This is a genomic window from Ruegeria sp. L12 (assembly GCF_056531745.1).
Genome location: NZ_JBQFMH010000005.1, coordinates 261,122 through 279,682, shown reverse-complemented (window position 1 = coordinate 279,682; position 18,561 = coordinate 261,122). Strand labels below are relative to the sequence as shown.

Genomic DNA, 18,561 nt, shown 5'->3' with positions numbered 1-18,561 from the left:
TCTGTCCCGGGTTCGAAACGCGCGCGGGGTTCTTCTACCATGACGGCTTTGCCGCGTGGCGCGATTGGCTGGATGGGCGGGGGGTCGTGATCGAGCAGGGCGACGATCCCGAAAGTATCTTTCTGCCCAAAGGCGGCTATGATCCGGCGCAACCCGATGCACCCTGCCAGTACCCGGCGGAATTCAGCGATACCGCCTTCATGTTTGGCGCGGCGCGGGATTACATCGTCGAGATAGGGCCGCAGCCTTGGTTCGTGAACCTCAATTGCCTGCGCCCGCATCCGCCGATGGTCGCACCCGAACCGTTCAACCGAATGTTCGACCCCGCGGACCTGTCAGTCCCGGCGCGGCCCGCTACGCCTGCCCAGGTTTCCGACAGCCACCCGTTTCTGGCCGCATCCCTCGAGGCTTACGGGTCCAAACGCTATTTCCGCGCTGATCGCCGATCTCAAGGCCAGCGGGCGGTATGATGAAACGCTGATCATCTTCACCTCGGACCATGCCGACCAGTTGGGCGACAATTGGATCTACGGGCGGCGCGGGCCGTTCCCGGGCCTGTTCCACGTGCCACTTATGATCCGAGATCCGCGCCACGCCGTCAGCCACGGCACCGTGAGCCACGCCTTCACCGAAACCATCGACATCCTGCCCACCATAGCCGAGGCTGTGGGCCAGCCTGCGCCGCATTGCGACGGTCATGCCCTGACCCCGTTCCTGCGGGGTCGCGCGCCCAAGAACTGGCGCTGGCATACGGTGTGGGAAACCGATTTCCGCGAGCTGCGCCTGAACCCGGGTTTGGCTCATCTACTGCCGGATCACGTAGACGATTGCTGTTTTACCGCGCTGATGTCGCGGGACTGGCTATACATCCATTTCCCTGCGCAGTCCGCGTTGCTGTATGACCTGAACGCGGACCCGCACTGTCATGACAATCTGGCCGGTGATCCGGCCCATGCAGCCGCCCTGGCCGCCTGCGCACAGGCGTTGCTGAGCCACCGCATCAAACACACACCCAAGCAATTGTCGGATTACTGGTTGCCCTACGCAACCGACGGCAAGGCGCAGAAAATCTGGAACACGGGAGGGGACGCGTGCTGAAGATTTCAGGCCTGACCAAGAAACTCGGGGCCTTTCAGGCGCTGAATGTCGGGCAAATCGACATACCCACCGGGCAGGTGACCGGGATTGTCGGCCCCAACGGGGCGGGCAAGACCACCCTGTTCAACACCATCGGCGGCGCGTTCCGCCCCGACAGCGGGCAGGTCACGCTGGACGGCACAGACATCACCGGCCTGCCGCCGCACAAGCTGGCCGAACAGGGGCTGGTGCGCACCTTTCAGATCAGCTGCGATCTGGGCGCGCTGACCATTCTGGAAAACCTGCTGCTGGCACGCCCCGGACAACTAGGCGAAGGCATCGCCGCCTCGCTGTTTTCCCGCGCCCGTATCCGCGCAGAAGAAGAGAAGGCCATCGAACAGGCCCGCGCCCTGCTCGAACGGGTCGATCTGTGGCGACTGGCTGATCAGTCGGCGGCGAACCTGTCGGGTGGACAGAAAAAACTGCTTGAGGTTCTGCGCGCCATGATGCTGTCGCCCAAGGTCATCCTGCTGGACGAACCCGCCGCGGGTGTTGCGCCGACGATGGAGGGCGTGCTGGCCGATTTCATCCTGTCGCTCAAGGCCGAAGGCGTCACATTCGCCATCGTCGAACACGACATGGAGATGATCGAGCGCCTGTGCGACAGCGTCTACGTGATGACCGAAGGGCGCGAGATGATGCACGGCTCGTTCGCGCAGATCACTACCGACCCACGCGTTCTGGAAGCCTATCTGGGGAGCATGGTGTGATGAGCAATCCGATCCTGACAGTCGATTCCTTACGCGCCGGTTACGGCAGCGGCGGCGATATCATCAAGGGTGCGGGGTTCACCGTGTCCGAAGGCGCGATCTCGACCATCGTGGGGCCCAACGGGGCGGGTAAGTCGACGCTGATCAAATCGCTGGTTGGCCTGCTGACGCCGCGCGCGGGCACGATCACGCTGAACGGCGCCGATGTGACCCGGCTGAACGCGCCGTCCAAGACCCGCGCCGGGTTGGGGAACGTGCCTCAGGAACACAACGTGTTCCGCAACATGTCCATCGGCGAGAACATGAGGCTGGCCTATGAGTTCATCGCCAAAACCGCCAAAGGCCTAAAAGTCGCGCGCGAGCGTGTGTTCGACATCTTCCCCGACCTTGCCCATCGCGAGGGCGACATTGCGGGCAATCTGTCCGGCGGTCAGCGGCAGATGCTGGCCTTTGGCTGCGCGCTGATGCCCGACCCGTCGCTGCTTTTGCTGGACGAACCCAGCGCCGGGCTATCCCCGAAATACGTGGCCGAGATGTTTCAGGCCGTAAAGGCCGTGAACGATGCGGGCGTTTCAATCCTGATGATCGAACAGAATGTGAAAGAGGCGATGGTGATCTCGGAAACCGCCATCGTGCTTGTCTCGGGTCAGGTCCGGGCGCAGATGCCCGCCGCCGATTTCCTCAACCATCCGGATATCCACGCGCTCTATATGGGTACGGCGGATGCCACAGCGGCGGAGTCTGTGTGATGTTGCAAATCCTGCTGAACGGCGTGGTCTCGGGGCTTTTGGTGGCCCTGCCCGCCATCGCGCTGTCGCTGACTTACGGTGTTCTGAACTTTCCCAACTTCGCCATCGGGTCGATGATCACGATGGGGGCCTATATCGCGCTGTTTTTCAACGTCGATATCGGCGCGCCGCTGCTGCTGGCCGCAGGGCTTGGGGCGGTCGGGCTGGCCTCGGTCGCGCTGCTGACGGACCGGCTGGTCTATAGGCCGCTGCGCAATTCGGACCATGTGACGCTGCTGGTGGCGTCGATGGGGGTCTATTTCGTGCTGGAAAATGTGGTGCGGTTCCTTTGGGGGTCGGACATTCGCGGCTATGACATCGCGGTGGCGCGCCCGCATCGCTGGATGGGGATGCGCGTCAATAACGAACAGATCACCATCGTCATCGTTGCCCTGCTGGCCATGGTCGCAGTGTGGTTCATCCTGATGTGCACGCCGCTGGGCCGCGCCATGCGCGCGGTGTCGGACAACCCCGATCTGGCGGGCGTGCGGGGCATCAACCGTAACTACGTCATCGCAGCGGTCTGGGCGATTTCGGGCGTGCTGGCGGGTTTTGCCGGGGTGCTGGTGGGCATGGACGGCGTGGTCGATCCGCTGATGGGCTGGAACTATATCCTGCCGGTTTTTGCCGCCGTCATTCTGGGCGGCATCGGCAACCCGCTGGGGGCTGTCGTCGGTGCGCTGCTGATCGGCGTGGCCGAAGAGCTGTCGACCCTGATCCTACCCACCACCTATCGTCAGGCCGTGGCCTTTCTGATTATCGTGCTGGTGCTGCTGCTGCGCCCGCATGGATTGTTTGGCAAAGCGAGGATCAGCAGATGATCGGCTATCTCACCGCAATTCTCATCTTCGTCATCATCTCGGCCCTGATCGGGCTGGCGCTGAACCTGCAATGGGGTCAGGCCGGGATGGTCAATTTCGGCATCTTCGGTTTCTTCGCCGTTGCCGCCTATGTCGCGGGCCTGTCGGCGCTGGCCGGGGTGCCCGCGCTGATCGCTGCCGCGCTGGCGGTGATCGTGACTGTGATCCTGTCGGCGCTGGTGGCGCTGGTCTCGGCCCGATTGCGCGAGGATTATCTGGCTATCGCCACACTCGCCTTTGCCGAGGCCGTCCGCCTGTTCCTGCTGAACGAGACCTGGCTGACCGGTGGTGCCAACGGCTTGCCCGGCATCCCCAGACCGCTGTCCGGCATTGCCTCGGGCCTGAACTATGAGTTGATGTTCCTCGCCATTTCGGTCGCGGTCTTCGCCTTGTGCTTTGTCTTTGCACAACTGCTGACGGTCTCGCCCTTCGGACGCGTGTTGCGGGCGCTGCGCGAGGATGATCTGGTCGCTTCGACATTGGGCAAGACCACGCTGTCCTTCCGCGTCCGCGCCTTTGCCGCAGGCGGGGCCATCATCGGCGCGGCGGGCAGCCTGCACAGCTTTTACTTCAGCTATATCGACCCCACACAATTCGGCGCTTTCGTTACCGCCTATGCCTTCATGGCCGTGATTGCGGGCGGGCGCGGATCGAACACCGGCCTGATGATCGGCGCTGTATCGGTGATGGTGCTGCTGGAAGGCACCCGTTTCCTGAAAGACCTCATGCCGTTTCTGGACGCAGGACAGGCCGCATCACTACGCCTGATCCTGATCGGCGTGGGCCTCATCCTTCTCTTGATCTACCGCCCGCAGGGTTTCATGCGTGAATACCGCCTGCAGGCGAAAGACGGAGAACTGTCATGAGCCGGATTTCTCCCCTCTCGGCTGACTCTCTTCCGGATGAGGCCCGCGCCGTCTTTGATGAAATGAACCGCTATGGCCCGTTCGGCAATCTGGTCGGTGCGATGGCGCATCGCCCAATGATCCTGAAGCACCTGTTCGGCATGTTGCTGGACCTGCGGGACGAGGCGGTGCTGCCCCGCCGCGCGCTGGAATTGGCGCTGGTGACGGTGTCGAAGCTGAACGAATGCACCTACTGCATCTCGCACCACGCGCCGATGCTGGAGGTTGCGGGCCTCAGCCCCGAGGGCATCGCGCGTCTGCCAGATGTCGAGGATCACCCGGAACTGGACGAGGTCGACAAGATGGTGGTGCGCTATGCCGTGGCCGTCACCACCCGCGCCAACCGGATGCGGGATGCCGAGGTCACTGACCTGCGCGCCCATTTCACCGATGCGCAGATCGTCGAGCTGACCTGGCGCATCGCGCTGTGCGGGGCGTTCAACCGCTTCAACGACGCATTGCAACTGACGCTGGAAGATGGGGTCGAGGAGGTCCCCGCCAGCACATGACCACTCAGAGGAGGACAGAGTGATGACGAAACTGATCATGAACCGCAGGCGGTTTCTGGGCACGACGGCGGCGGGACTTGCCGCCACGAGCCTGCCGCTGCCCGCGCTGGCGCAGAACGCACCGGTCAAGATTGGCATGATTTCGCCCCTGACCGGCGGCGGGGCCTCATACGGGCCCAACATCGTCAAGGCGGCGCAGGTGATCGCAGGCCAGATCAACGACGCGGGCGGCATTCTGGATGGCCGTCAGATCGAGATCATCGCCGAGGACAGCGAAACCAACCCCACCTCTGCCGTGCGCGCCGCGCGCAAGCTGCTGGACGTGGATCAGGTCAGCGCCATTGTCGGCATGTGGGGGTCCGGCCCGACGCTGGCGGTCAAGCCGCTGGCCATCGAAAAGGGCGTCTCGGTCAGCTGTCTGGGCGCGGCGGATGCGATCACCGAGGGCGACCATGGCGGGTTGATCTGGCGCTTTCAGGCCACGGGCCGCGAGTGGGGTGTACCCCCGGCCAAGGCAATGCTGGCGGCAGGCCACAAAAAGGTCGGTATCCTTGCGGTGCAGACCGCGTTCACCCAGTCGATGATCGGCCCCTTCATCGAGACCATCGAGGCCGGTGGCGGCGAAGTGGTGGTGCAGGCCGAGGTAAAGCCCGATCAGCCCAGCTTCCGTGCCGAGGTCGACAAGGTGATGGGCGAGGATGTGACCGCCGTCTTCCTGCCCGCCTATGTCACCCAGTTCACCTCGATCGCCAAGGAATGGTTCCGGGGCGGTTATGAGGCCGAGCTTTACACCCTGACCATCGCCGCCAGCGCCGGTGTTAACGGCGGCGGCAAGTTCATCGAAGCAGTCGGCACCGAGGTCGGCGAGGGTATCAACCACCTGCAGGCCACCAATGACAGCTCTTCCGCTGCTTACAAAGAGTTCGAGGGCCTGATGGGTGTCGAACCCGGCACCTTCCTGCCTTTCTCGGCCCTGTGCGCGGATTCGATGGCCGTGCACGCCGCCGTAATGGAAAAGGCAGGCACGCCGGACGCGACGGTCTATACCAAGGAAATCCTGAACATCACCAATGGCGGTGGATCAGATGTCGGCGGGGCGGTTTCGTTGCTCGAAGCTGTCCGGACCGGCAATCCAGTCAACTATACCGGCTACGGCATGGACGTAGCCTTTCATCCGGATGGCAATCTGAAAGACCGGCCTTTCGCGCACTTTGTCATCAAGGATGGTAAGGACGTCGAGCTGGGCACGATCTGAACCGGTCTGAGTCACGGCAGCCCCGAATTTCGGGGCTGTCTATCAAGCAACACCGAATTAAGCGTTCCAAATGGCTGAAAATGATAACATCACGGTTCTGGGTGCCGGGATCGTGGGGATATGCTGTGTTCTGCCCCTTGTTCAACGCGGCTTCGCAGTCACGCTGATAGATCGGGCGGCGCCCGGGCAGGCCACATCCGCCGGCAATGCGGGGATCATCTCACCATGGTCCAGTGTTCCACAGTCTCTTCCAGATATGTGGAAAAAAGTGCCCGGCTGGCTGCTTGATCCCGATGGGCCTTTGACAGTGAAACCTTCTTACCTGCCCCGATTGCTTCCCTGGGGCCTGAGGTTCTTGCGAGAAGGGCATCCCGACCGAATTGGTCCGATTTCGGGCGCGATGGATTTCCTGAACGGCGACTGCATTAGCTTATTCCGCCGCCATCTGGCGGGAACCGGTCATGAAGACCTGATTGCGGACAGTTATTATGTGCACGCCTTTCGAAACGCCGACTCTGCCAATCCTGAAACGCTGGATTACAGTATGCGCCAGTCTCGCGGCGCAGAAATCGAACGGATAGACGCAGGCGAGCTTCGCGAATTGGAGCCGCATCTGACAACTGAATTTCAAGCTGCCATTCTGATAAAGGGGCAGGCGCGGGCGGTGTCTCCGGGCCGGATCGCCACTGTTCTGGCCGAGAAGTTTCAAACCTTGGGCGGCACTATTCTGCGCGAAACTGTGCATGGTGTTGGACCCACTCCTAACGGTGATTGGCTTTACACCACCGATCAGGGCCAGAGAACGGTGGCAAAACTGGTCATTGCAATGGGCGTATGGTCTGCGGAATTTTTGCGACCATTGGGACTAAAAATCCCGATGGAATCCGAGCGTGGATATCATGTTTCATTCACCGATCCGGGCGTCACGCTGACTCATTCGGTCATGGATATGGACATGAAATTTGTCGCATCCTCGATGACCGAAGGGTTGCGCGTTGCCGGTACTGCAGAATTCGCGAGGCTTGACGCACCCGACAACCCGAAACGCCTTGAGGGTCTGGCTACACTGGCTCGTGCGTTGTTGCCCGATCTTGACGGCAGCAACATGTCCACATGGTCCGGTCAGCGGCCCAGTTTACCCGACAGCCTGCCTTGTATTGGCGAGATCGAGGGGTTTCCCGGCCTGATCGCAGCGTTTGGCCACAGCCACTATGGCTTGATGATGGCCCCAAAGACGGGCGAGTTGGTTGCGGATATCGCGGCGGGTACACCGATGAACCACGATCTGTCGGCCTTTAGGGCCGCCCGGTATCAAAGGGTGTAAGTGACATATTCCGCCCGGGAAGGGATTATCTGCAAACCCATTGCGGCAAATCGAGATCAGTGGGCGCGTCTACGCATCCCCACCCATCAAAAGTCCAGCCCAAGATCGACACAAGGATAAGAATGGGTCAGCGCCCCGGACGAAATGTAATTCACACCCGTCGCCGCCACGGCTGCTACCGTGTCGATGTTGATGTTGCCCGAGGCCTCGATGATCAGTCGACCGTCGACCAGCGCAACCGCTTCGGTCAGAATATCGGGTGACATGTTGTCCAGCAAGACGACATCGGCTCCGCCCACCTCATGCACTTCGGCCAATTGATCTAGCGTGTCCACCTCGATCTCGACCTTCATCATGTGCGAGGCGCGGGCCTTCGTCGCCTCCAGTACCGTGCGTACACCTCCTGCCGCCGCGATATGGTTGTCTTTGATCAGGATCGCGTCGGACAGGGAAAACCGATGATTGAAACCCCCGCCATGCAGAACGGCCTGTTTTTCAACGATGCGCAGACCGGGTGTGGTTTTGCGCGTGCAGGTGATGCGTGCCCTGGTGCCCTCGGTTTCCGCCACCAGTGCCGCCGTCGCAGTGGCCACACCGCACAGCCGTCCAGCAAAGTTCAACGCCACGCGCTCTCCTGACAGGATCGAGGACGCCTTGCCCCGGATCTCCATCAGCGTATCGCCCCTGGCGCAGCGCTGCCCGTCCGCAATGTGTGTCGAGATCTCCAGCGAAGGATCGACCAGCCGAAAGGCCAATGCAGCAATCTGCATTCCCGAAACCACGGCATCCGCGCGGGCGTTCAGTCGTGCGGCATAGGTTGCATCCTCGGGGATCACGGTCTGGGTTGTGATATCGCCATAGGCACCCAGATCCTCCATCAGTGCCGATCGCACCAAAGGCTCCAGGATCAGGTCGGGCAAGGCCGGATGGGTCATTCTGCGTCCTTTGCAATACGGTCCCGCAAGGCCAGAGCATCGCCCAGCATCAGGGCAGAGCGTTGGCCGGGTCCGGGATTAAGATCAGGAAAATCAGAGCGGTAATGCGTGCCGCGGCTTTCCTCGCGCAGCAGCGCGGCTGCCGCGATCAGGGTGGCGGTGGCCGTCATGTTCAGGAACAGGTCGCAGCCCGTGTGCCGGGCCTCAAGCGTTGCGATATCGGTCAGGGCATGGTGCAGACCATCCTGATCACGGACCACGCCAACAAATTTGGTCATGGTGTTGCGCAGAGCGGACAAATCGGGGTGTTGCTCGGCAGAACCATCGGGCACCAGAGCGATGTCGACTTCCGGCGCGCTCCGTTCGGAGACAATCGTCGCAATGTCTCGCGCACAGGCGCGTGCAAACACCAAAGCCTCAAGCAAACCGTTCGACGCCAGTCGGTTCGCGCCGTGCAACCCGGTCGAGGCAGCCTCGCCACAGGCCCAGAGCCCGTTCAATGAGCTTCGACCGGCCAGATCGGTTTCGACACCGCCCATGTGGTAATGCGCCGAGGCCGTCACCGGAATCGGATCGTGTACCGGGTCCACACCATGGCGTAGGCAGGCTTCGGTCACGGTCGGAAAGTTGTCCCCGATCGCGGCGCCGATGGCCTTGCGCGTGTCCAGAGCGGGACGATTGCCCAACTGCGTCTGCTGGTAGACGGCACGCGCAACGGTGTCACGCGGGGCCAGTTCGGCGTCGGGATGGATATCGGGCATGAACCGATGTCCAGTACTGTCGATCAGAGCGGCACCTTCGCCCCGCAATGCCTCGGTCGCCAGCGGCGTGGGATCTTCGCCGACGTCGATTGCGGTGGGGTGAAACTGAATGAATTCGGCATCCGCAATCCGGGCACCTGCACGGGCGGCCATGCCGATGCCTTGTCCTCGGATACGTGCAGGATTGGTGGTTTGAGCATAAAGACCTGCCGAGCCACCAGTTGCCAATACATGCGCCGACCCGCGCAACAAGACCTGAGGTCCGCCCGGTGCCTCGGCACTGGTCAGATAAACACCGCTGACCTTCTTACCATCGCTTTCCAGCCCGACCGCCAGCGCCCCTTCTATGACCTGAATTGACGGGGTCTGGCGCAGGGCGACGATCAGCGCCCGCATGATCTCGGCCCCGGCCTGATCGCCTTTGACCCGGACCACCCGCGCGGCGGAATGCGCCGCCTCGCGTGATTGGACAAAGCCCCCATCGGCAGTGCGGTCGAACCCGGTGCCCAGATCGGACAGATCAAGGATATGCTCCGGCGCGGCCTTGGTCACAAACTCGGCCACTTCGCGCAGAACCGAACCGGCCCCGGCGCGCATGGTGTCTTCTGCATGCGCCTGCGGGCTGTCTGTGCGCGCCATTGCCGCTGCGACGCCACCCTGCGCCCAGGCCGAGCTTGCTCCAAACCCAAGCGGTTCGGGTGAGATCATCACGACGGGGCAGGGGGCCAGCTTCAGCGCGGCATAAACCGCCGCCAGTCCGGCCCCGATGATCACCACACGTGGCGTCTCGACAGTCTGCATGTCGCCGATCAAATACCCAATTGGCGCGACAGATCGATCATACGCTGCACCGACAGCCTTGCTTTGCTGGCGATTTCGGCATCCACCTCGACCTGTCCGGTCATGGTGTCGAGTGCGTAGAGCACTTTTTCAAGTGTGATCTTCTTCATGTACGGGCACATGTTGCAGGGGCCGACGAAATCGACCTCGGGCAGCGCGTCGGCAATGTTCGAAGCCATCGAACATTCAGTGATCAGCAGCGCCTTTTCCGGTTTCTCATCGGTGACATATTTGATGATGCCGCTGGTGGAGCCCGAGAAATCGGCCTCGACCACAACATCCGGCGGGCATTCAGGATGCGCGATCAGACGCGTGCCCGGGTTCCATTCACGGAAATCGCGCAGGTCATTGGCACTGTACTGCTCGTGCACAATGCACGAGCCTTCCCACCAGACCACGTTTTTCTGCGGCACGTCGCGCGCGACGTTCTGCGCCAGATACTGATCGGGGGTCATGATGACAGTGTGGCTGTCCTGCGCCGCCACGATCTGTGCCGCGTTGGACGAGGTACAGCAGATGTCCGAGGCCGCTTTGACCTCGGCGGTGGTGTTTACATAGGATACGACGGGCGCGCCGGGATAGCGGCGGCGCATCTCGGCGATACCCTCAGCGGTGATCGATTCCGCCAGAGAGCACCCGGCCTCCATATCCGGCATCAGCACGATTTTCTCGGGGCTGAGGATCTTTGATGTCTCGGCCATGAAATGCACACCGCATTGGACGATCACATCCGCCTCGACCTCGGTCGCTTTGATGGCCAGTTGCAGACTGTCACCGCCAAAATCTGAAATGCCGTGGTAAATCTCGGGCGTCATATAGTTGTGACCCAGAATGACCGCATTTCGCTCGGTCTTCAGATCGTTGATCGCCTTGACGTATGGCGCGTACACCGCCCAATCCACCGGCGATACCACACGGGACATCCGGTCATAAATATCGCTCATGCTTGCGGCAAGCTCGGGCGACGGGGCAAGGTCATACTTTTCGGAGAGATGCGCGCGCTGCGCGGGAAGGTCGAACACGGGACTGTTTTTCTGCCTGATAAACGCGTGACACTCCTAATATGGGTTCTGAAGCGAATTGACCAGCACCTATCCTGGACGAATTTCCCAAAGTACGGATCGAGTTTGAAACAACTGGTTTTTTTGACCTGAATTTCAGGGTGGCCAGAGCTGTTAATGCGGTTTTGGCTGTGACGTGCGGTCTAACGGCGTTAGTAAATGCAGTAGAAAAATGAGTGAGACTTGGCGCTAGGTCACTTGCAACTCGCTTCATTATAGTATACCACGGCATACAAATAAATTTGGTCAGGTGTTCGTTACACTTTGAGCATCTGCCAGCAAGCCACAATTGCCGGAATGAGCCATGAGCCTGTACACAGAATACCTCGACGAAATTGAAACCCGCAAAGCGCAGGGCCTGCACCCCAAGCCCATTGATGACGGCGCGCTTGTCAGAGAGCTTGTTGATCAGATCAAGGATGTCGATCATCCGCATCGGGCGGAGTCGCTGAACCATTTCATCTACAACACGCTGCCGGGCACGACCAGCGCCGCCGGTGAGAAGGCACGATTCCTGAAGGAGATCGTTCTGGGCGATGCGGTGGTTGAAGAGATTTCGGTGGCCTTCGCCTTTGAATTGCTGTCGCACATGAAGGGTGGCCCTTCAGTTGAGGTACTTCTGGACCTGGCCTTGAGTGACAACGCCGAGATCGCAGCGCAGGCGGCAGAGGTTCTGAAAACGCAGGTCTTCTTGTACGATGCCGATACTGATCGCCTGAAAGAAGCCTTCAAGGCGGGCAATTCCAAGGCGCGCGAAATCCTTGAAAGCTATGCCCAGGCCGAGTTCTTCACCAAGCTGCCGGATATCGATGAAGAGATCGAAGTTGTGACCTATGTTGCCGCCGAAGGTGACATTTCGACCGATCTGCTGTCGCCGGGCAATCAGGCGCATTCGCGTGCAGACCGGGAACTGCACGGCAAGTGCTTTATTTCCGAGAAGGCGCAGCAGGAGATTGAGGCGCTGAAGTTGCAGCACCCCGGCAAGCATGTGATGCTGATTGCGGAAAAGGGGACCATGGGTGTAGGCTCGTCGCGCATGTCCGGCGTTAACAACGTGGCGTTGTGGACTGGTAAACAGGCCAGCCCTTATGTGCCCTTCGTCAACTTCGCCCCGATCGTTGCGGGCACCAACGGCATCTCGCCGATCTTCCTGACCACCGTGGGCGTAACCGGTGGCATCGGTCTTGACCTGAAAAACTGGGTCAAGAAGGTGGACGAGGATGGCAAAGCGATCCTGAACAACGACGGCAACCCGATCCTTGAAGAGAAGTATTCGGTCGCAACCGGCACCGTCCTCAAGATCAACTCCAAAAACCGCAAGCTGTTGAGCGAAGATGGAGAGGAACTGGTCGACGTATCCTCGTCCTTTACCCCGCAGAAAGTGGAGTTCATGAAGGCCGGGGGCTCGTACGCGATTGTCTTCGGCAAGAAACTTCAGACATTTGCGGCTGAAATGCTGGGAATTGAAGCGCCTTTGGTTTTCGCGCCATCCAAGGAAATCAGCCACGAAGCGCAGGGCCTGACTGCCGTTGAGAAGATCTTCAACAAAAATGCACTGGGCACAACGCCAGGCAAGACACTGCATGCTGGTTCTGATGTGCGTGTAAAGGTCAATATCGTTGGCTCGCAGGATACCACTGGCCTGATGACCATGCAGGAGCTTGAGGCGATGGCCGCCACAGTTGTGGCGCCCAGCGTTGATGGAGCCTATCAGTCGGGGTGTCACACCGCATCGGTCTGGGATGCCAAGGCACAGGCCAACACGCCGCGCCTGATGAAGTTCATGAATGATTTCGGCCTCGTCACCGGACGTGACCCGAAAGGCGTTTATCATTCGATGACGGATGTGATCCACAAGGTGCTGAACGACATCACCGTGGATGACTGGTCTGTCATCATCGGCGGCGACAGCCACACCCGTATGTCAAAAGGCGTGGCCTTTGGGGCAGACTCGGGCACCGTGGCCTTGGCGCTGGCGACCGGTGAAGCATCGATGCCGATCCCGGAATCGGTCAAAGTGACCTTCAAGGGCAAGATGGCCGGGCACATGGATTTCCGCGATGTGGTCCATGCCACACAGGCGCAGATGTTGGAACAGCATGGCGACAACGTGTTCCAGGGCCGCGTGATCGAAGTACATATCGGAACGCTGCTGGCGGATCAGGCCTTCACCTTCACCGACTGGACGGCTGAGATGAAGGCTAAGGCCTCGGTCTGTATCTCGAATGACGAGACCCTGATCGGATCGCTGGAACTGGCCAAATCGCGCATTCAGATCATGATCGACAAAGGCATGGAGCATGAAAACGGCATGCTGCAAAAGCTGATCAACATCGCTGATGCGCGCATTGCCGAGATCAAGTCGGGTGAGAAGCCGGCGCTGCGTCCGGATGACAATGCCACATACTTCGCCGAGGTTGTCGTTGATCTGGACCAGATCGACGAGCCGATGATCGCCGACCCCGATGTCAACAACGCCGATGTGTCCAAGCGATATACGCATGACACGATCCGTCCGATCTCTTATTACAATGCTGAAAAGCAGGTGGATCTGGGATTTGTCGGCTCGTGCATGGTGCATAAGGGAGACATCAAGATCGTCGCTCAGATGCTCAAGAACCTTGAGAAAGAGACTGGTAAGGTCGAGTTCAAGGCACCGCTGGTGGTCGCGGCGCCGACCTACAACATCATCGACGAATTGAAGGAAGAGGGCGACTGGGAAGTGCTCGAAAGATACTCGGGCTTCGAATTCGACGACCTGTTCCCGAAACAGAAGGCGCGTACCGAGTACGAAAACATCCTGTATCTCGAACGCCCAGGCTGCAATCTCTGCATGGGCAACCAGGAGAAAGCCGCCAAGGGTGATACGGTTCTGGCCACGTCGACCCGCCTGTTCCAAGGCCGCGTCGTGGCAGATGCACCGGACAAGAAAGGCGAGAGCCTTCTGGCATCGACCCCGGTTGTGGTATTGTCCGCCATTCTGGGACGCACACCGAAAATAGAAGAATACAAGGCTGCGGTCGAAGGCATTGACCTGACCCGCTTCGTGCCATCGGCGGTCGATCCGGCGACTTCCAATTCAGTGCATTTCTAAAGATGCCGGGCCGGTCGTCGCTCTGACGACCGGCCCGCGCGCTCGATCTTGCCTGCGCAATTCAGCGATTGTCACTGAACGGACCGGATCGAATGAATGTTGAACAGCTCCAACACAACAGACGATCCGGCGTGAAGTCGGTGCCGGGCGCTAGTTCAACCGTTCACCGGTTTCCTTCGCGAAATATGATACTTTGCTCATGTCGATGGCAAAATTCAGCACCTCACCAGCCTTGGCACTGGTTTCGGCGTGCAGCCGTGCGGTGACCTGTTTGCCGCCCAGTTCTGAGACGACATAAGTATCAGCCCCGGCGGGCTCGACCATGTCGACCATGCATTCGGCCTCCTGTACACCGGCTCCGGCACGGAAGCCGGCCTCGGCGATGTCTTCTGGGCGCAAGCCCAGGATCACATCCTTTGGCAGAGACAGATTGCGGGCGTCGTTCAACACCAAAGTCTCGCCCGAAGGCCGTGAAATGGCAATCTGCGTCGCCGAACCGTTTTGACTTGCCTGCGCCGGGATCAGGTTCATCGCGGGTGAACCCATGAAATCGGCCACAAACAGGTTGGCCGGATTGTTATAGATCTCGGCCGGGCTGCCGATCTGCTGCACGATCCCGCCTTTCAGAACGACGATCTTGGTGGCCAAAGTCATCGCCTCGATCTGGTCATGGGTCACGTAGACGATTGAGGCATCCAGCGTCTGGTGCAGCTTCTTGATCTCGGTGCGCATTTCGACCCGCAGCTTGGCGTCGAGGTTCGACAGCGGCTCGTCAAACAGGAACAGCTTGGGATCACGCACCAGCGCCCGACCCATCGCCACCCGCTGACGCTGACCACCTGACAACTGGCTGGGTCGGCGGTTCAGCAACTGCTCAATTTGCAGCAGTGAGGCGACCTGGTTCAGCTTGGCCTCCTGCGTCGCCTGATCCACACCGCGCACCTTCATGCCGAATGTGATGTTCTTGGCGACCGACATGGTCGGGTACAGAGCGTAGGATTGAAACACCATCGCGATGTCGCGATCCTTGGGGCTGACATGTGTCATGTCGTTGCCACCAATCGAAAGCGTGCCGCCTGTGATCGGTTCCAGCCCCGCAATGCAATTCAGCAGCGTGGACTTGCCGCAGCCTGAGGGGCCGACCAGCACCAGAAAATCGCCCGGATCAATCGAGATGTTGATGTCTTTCAGAATCTCGGTTGCGCCGTAGTTCTTATAGAGATTGTTGATATCAAGGATGGGAGCCATGGGTCTTATCCCTTCACTGAGCCAGCGGTCAGGCCGCGGATGAAATACTTACCGGCAACGACATAGACGAGCAGCGTCGGCAGCCCCGCGATGATCGCGGCGGCCATGTCGACGTTGTACTCTTTGACGCCGGTGGTGGAGTTTACGATGTTGTTGAGCGCCACGGTCACGGGCTGCGTCCCCGCCTGACTGAACGACACTCCGAACAGGAAGTCGTTCCAGATCTGGGTGAACTGCCAGATCACAGTCACCACGATGATCGGCAGCGACAGCGGCAGGAAGATCGACCAGAATATCCGCAGGAACCCGGCCCCATCGACACGGGCCGCCTTGGTCAGCTCGGCCGGAATGGTGACATAGTAGTTGCGGAAAAACAGCGTGGTGAAGCCCAGACCATAGATCACGTGGACAAAGATCAGGCCCGGAATGGTCCCTGCGATCCCCATCATGCCCAGAAGACGCGCCATCGGCAGCAGAACAACCTGAAACGGGATGAAGCAGCCGAATAGCATCAGCGAGAAGATGATGTTGGCCCCTTTGAACCGCCACTGTGCCACGACATAGCCATTCAGCGCACCCAGCAGGGTGGAGATGGCGACCGCAGGCACCGCGATCAAGACCGAGTTCCAGAAGTAAGGCCGCAGACCTTCGCACTGGATACCGGTACAGGCCCCGGACCATGCGGTTTTCCAGGCGTCAAAGCTGACCTCGCGCGGTAGAGAGATCAGGCTGCCGGTACGGATTTCCTCAAGACTCTTCAGCGATGTGGTCAACATCACGAACAGCGGCATCAGGTAATACAGCGCGAACAGGCCCAGCAGGACATACAGCAGCCAACGCAGGGCAATCTTGCCGGCGGCGCTTTGTGTGCGGGTTTGGGTTTGGGGCATCGACAGATCAGTCATTTTTCGCCCTCAGCTCTGAATAAAGATAGGGAACCACGATGGCAAAGACGACCAGCATCATGATCATCGCGGACGAGGCCGCCTGACCAATATCGCCGCGCGAAAACGCCATGGCGTACATATACGTGGCCGGCAAATCAGTCGCGTAACCCGGACCACCACCCGTCAGGGCGATGACAAGGTCAAAGCTTTTGATCGCAAGGTGCGCCAGCACGATGAAGGCAGACAGGAAGATGGGGGCCATCGAGGGGATGATGATCGCCGAATAGATGCGCCAGGTGGGAATTCCATCGACCTGCGCGGCCTTGATGATCTCTCCATCCACCGATCTCAGACCAGCCAGAAACAGCGCCATAACGAAGCCCGAGCTTTGCCAGATCGCGGCCATCACGATGGTGTAGATGGCGTAATCTGGGTTCACTAGCCAGTCGAACTCGAAATTGGTAAAGCCCCAGCCTTGAACCATGGATTCGATTCCGAGACCCGGGTTCAAAATCCACTTCCACGCCGTGCCGGTCACGATCATCGACAGCGCCATGGGGTACAGGTAGATCGTGCGGATCGCCCCTTCGACACGGATCTTCTGATCCAGCAGGATGGCCAGCAACAGGCCCAGCACCATCGCGATCACGATAAACAGCGCACCAAAGATATACAGGTTGTTGATCGCCGTATCCCAGCGGGGAGAGTCGAACAGGCGTTCATACTGGATGAAGCCGTTGATTTCGTATTTCGGCAGTAGTTTCGATCGGGTCAGCGACACCCATGCGGTCCATCCGATAAATCCGTAGACAAAGATCAATACGGCGATGAACGACGGTGCCAGCACCACCTTGGGCAGGTGGTTTTCCAGCCATTCGGACATTTTAGCCTCCGGGGAAAGATGCTCTGCCCCGCATTATAGGGGGCAGAGCGTGTTGGATCAGTAGCTGTTCGCCACTGCGTCCGCCAGTTGCTGAACCGCGTCAGCCGAGGACATATCCGAGTTGAAATGCGCGGTCACAACATCGGTGATCGCACCGGATTGCGCACCGCGCAGCGCCATGCCATGGGCGTAGGACGGCAGCAGCGAGCCACCTGCCGAGGTTGACCCCATATCTTCGGCCGAAAGGTTGGCGCAGATGTCAAAGTCTTCCAGACCAACATCGGTCCGCGCAGGGATCGAGCCTTTGTTCAGGTTGAACACTTTCTGGAAGTTTGGCGCGACGATCAGCTTGGCCAGCAGGTCCTGACCGGCTTTCTTGTCGTCGCCTTCCACGTCAAACATGGCAAAGCTGTCGACGTTGTACAGATAGCCGTCACCGGGGGTCGAGGCGCACAGGAAATCTTCGCCGGGTTTCTTGCCAGCCGCCAGGAATTCGCCTTTGGCCCAGTCACCCATGATCTGGAACGCCGCTTCGCCGTTCATCACCATCGCCGTGGCAAGGTTCCAGTCACGGCCCGAGAAGTTTTCATCCACGTATCCGCGCAGGGTGCGCATCTGGTCAAAGACCTGAACCATGGTGTCCGAGGTCAGCGCCTCGGGGTCCAGATCGACCAGTGCTTTCTGGAAGAACTCGGGTCCGCCAATGCCCAGAACCACGGTTTCAAAGACGGTTGCGTCCTGCCACGCCTGACCACCATGGGCCAGCGGGATCACACCAGCGGCTTGCAGTTTATCGGCGGCGGCGTTGAATTCGTCCCATGTGGTCGGCATCTCGATGCCGTTTGCGGCCAGAACGTCGGCGTTGGCCCAGATCCAGTCGACGCGGTGAACGTTAACCGGAGCCGCGCACCAGGTACCTTCGCATTGCATGTGACCAGCAATCGAGGCGGGCAGCACATCTGCCCAACCTTCGGCCTCGGCAACGCTGGAGATGTCGGCCAGAACGCCTTCTTCATACCATTCCTGAATGGCGGGGCCTTTCAACTGAACGGCAGTTGGTGCGTTGCCGGCCAGAACACGTGCGCGCAGTGCGGTCATCGCCGCATCACCGCCGCCGCCTGCAACCGGCATGTCGGTCCATGTACCGCCGTTCGAGGCGAATTCTTCCTGCAGAACGGCTACCGATTTGGCTTCACCACCCGATGTCCACCAATGCAAAACTTCAGCCTGCGGCTCGGCCACAGCGGACGACGCGGCCGCAACGGCCAGTGTCGAAACGGTGGCAAATGCAAAACGATTCATATCTTGTCTCCTCCCAAGATTGTATTTTGACTGCCGGAGCAGCGATGCCCGCAATACTGCGA

Annotated in this window: 17 protein-coding genes; 10 read left to right on the top strand and 7 right to left on the bottom strand. The window is 59.9% G+C overall.

Annotated features, from left to right (window positions below; genetic code table 11):
• Positions 1 to 86 precede the first annotated feature (86 nt).
• From ACR0K9_RS10825 to ACR0K9_RS10785, 9 genes are all read left to right on the top strand, one after another.
• Positions 87 to 470, top strand: coding sequence for a hypothetical protein (locus ACR0K9_RS10825; protein WP_480823058.1), 384 nt, complete (start codon positions 87 to 89; stop codon positions 468 to 470).
• Positions 361 to 1,098: a sulfatase-like hydrolase/transferase gene (locus ACR0K9_RS10820; RefSeq protein WP_480823131.1), complete on the top strand. Its 738-nt coding sequence runs from the start codon at positions 361 to 363 to the stop codon at positions 1,096 to 1,098. The genes ACR0K9_RS10825 and ACR0K9_RS10820 overlap by 110 nt, the downstream gene beginning before the upstream one ends.
• A complete protein-coding gene (locus ACR0K9_RS10815; RefSeq protein WP_480823056.1) occupies positions 1,092 to 1,847 on the top strand; it encodes an ABC transporter ATP-binding protein in 756 nt (251 codons plus the stop codon). Before ACR0K9_RS10820 ends, ACR0K9_RS10815 begins: the two co-directional genes overlap by 7 nt.
• Entirely contained in the window at positions 1,847 to 2,596 is a 750-nt protein-coding gene (locus ACR0K9_RS10810) for an ABC transporter ATP-binding protein (protein WP_480823054.1), read from the top strand. Before ACR0K9_RS10815 ends, ACR0K9_RS10810 begins: the two co-directional genes overlap by 1 nt.
• Positions 2,596 to 3,456 (top strand): branched-chain amino acid ABC transporter permease, encoded by an 861-nt coding sequence (locus ACR0K9_RS10805; protein ID WP_480823052.1) that lies wholly within the window; start codon positions 2,596 to 2,598, stop codon positions 3,454 to 3,456. Before ACR0K9_RS10810 ends, ACR0K9_RS10805 begins: the two co-directional genes overlap by 1 nt.
• Entirely contained in the window at positions 3,453 to 4,361 is a 909-nt protein-coding gene (locus ACR0K9_RS10800; protein WP_480823050.1) for a branched-chain amino acid ABC transporter permease, read from the top strand. Before ACR0K9_RS10805 ends, ACR0K9_RS10800 begins: the two co-directional genes overlap by 4 nt.
• The gene (locus ACR0K9_RS10795; protein ID WP_480823048.1) at positions 4,358 to 4,909 is read left to right on the top strand and encodes a carboxymuconolactone decarboxylase family protein; all 552 of its coding nucleotides are present in this window, start codon (positions 4,358 to 4,360) and stop codon (positions 4,907 to 4,909) included. The genes ACR0K9_RS10800 and ACR0K9_RS10795 overlap by 4 nt, the downstream gene beginning before the upstream one ends.
• 22 nt (positions 4,910 to 4,931) lie before the next feature.
• A complete protein-coding gene (locus tag ACR0K9_RS10790; RefSeq protein ID WP_480823046.1) occupies positions 4,932 to 6,164 on the top strand; it encodes an ABC transporter substrate-binding protein in 1,233 nt (410 codons plus the stop codon).
• Positions 6,165 to 6,234: 70 nt separating this feature from the next.
• Positions 6,235 to 7,488 (top strand): NAD(P)/FAD-dependent oxidoreductase, encoded by a 1,254-nt coding sequence (locus ACR0K9_RS10785; protein WP_480823044.1) that lies wholly within the window; start codon positions 6,235 to 6,237, stop codon positions 7,486 to 7,488.
• A gap of 86 nt (positions 7,489 to 7,574) precedes the next feature.
• Here the strand turns inward: ACR0K9_RS10785 and nadC are convergent, their stop codons facing one another.
• Genes nadC through nadA form a run of 3 tightly spaced genes read right to left on the bottom strand, consistent with a single transcriptional unit; the run spans position 7,575 to position 11,046 of the window.
• Positions 7,575 to 8,423, bottom strand: coding sequence for a carboxylating nicotinate-nucleotide diphosphorylase (gene nadC / locus ACR0K9_RS10780; protein ID WP_480823042.1), 849 nt, complete (start codon positions 8,421 to 8,423; stop codon positions 7,575 to 7,577).
• Positions 8,420 to 9,985, bottom strand: a complete 1,566-nt coding sequence (locus tag ACR0K9_RS10775) for an L-aspartate oxidase (RefSeq protein ID WP_480823040.1) — start codon at positions 9,983 to 9,985, stop codon at positions 8,420 to 8,422. Before ACR0K9_RS10775 ends, nadC begins: the two co-directional genes overlap by 4 nt.
• Before the next feature lie 8 nt (positions 9,986 to 9,993).
• Entirely contained in the window at positions 9,994 to 11,046 is a 1,053-nt protein-coding gene (gene nadA / locus ACR0K9_RS10770) for a quinolinate synthase NadA (RefSeq protein WP_480823038.1), read from the bottom strand.
• A gap of 343 nt (positions 11,047 to 11,389) precedes the next feature.
• Here nadA and ACR0K9_RS10765 point away from each other — a divergent pair, with 343 nt between their 5' ends.
• Positions 11,390 to 14,179 (top strand): bifunctional aconitate hydratase 2/2-methylisocitrate dehydratase, encoded by a 2,790-nt coding sequence (locus ACR0K9_RS10765; protein ID WP_480823036.1) that lies wholly within the window; start codon positions 11,390 to 11,392, stop codon positions 14,177 to 14,179.
• A gap of 150 nt (positions 14,180 to 14,329) precedes the next feature.
• Here ACR0K9_RS10765 and ACR0K9_RS10760 read toward each other — a convergent pair whose 3' ends face one another.
• Genes ACR0K9_RS10760 through ACR0K9_RS10745 form a run of 4 tightly spaced genes read right to left on the bottom strand, consistent with a single transcriptional unit; the run spans position 14,330 to position 18,499 of the window.
• Positions 14,330 to 15,427 (bottom strand): ABC transporter ATP-binding protein, encoded by a 1,098-nt coding sequence (locus tag ACR0K9_RS10760; protein ID WP_480536018.1) that lies wholly within the window; start codon positions 15,425 to 15,427, stop codon positions 14,330 to 14,332.
• 5 nt (positions 15,428 to 15,432) lie between these two features.
• Complete coding sequence (locus ACR0K9_RS10755) at positions 15,433 to 16,332, bottom strand: carbohydrate ABC transporter permease (protein ID WP_480823034.1); 900 nt, start codon at positions 16,330 to 16,332, stop codon at positions 15,433 to 15,435.
• Positions 16,325 to 17,197, bottom strand: coding sequence for a carbohydrate ABC transporter permease (locus tag ACR0K9_RS10750; RefSeq protein WP_480823032.1), 873 nt, complete (start codon positions 17,195 to 17,197; stop codon positions 16,325 to 16,327). Before ACR0K9_RS10750 ends, ACR0K9_RS10755 begins: the two co-directional genes overlap by 8 nt.
• A 57-nt stretch (positions 17,198 to 17,254) precedes the next feature.
• Positions 17,255 to 18,499, bottom strand: coding sequence for an ABC transporter substrate-binding protein (locus ACR0K9_RS10745; protein ID WP_480823029.1), 1,245 nt, complete (start codon positions 18,497 to 18,499; stop codon positions 17,255 to 17,257).
• Between the last annotated feature and the right edge of the window lie 62 nt (positions 18,500 to 18,561).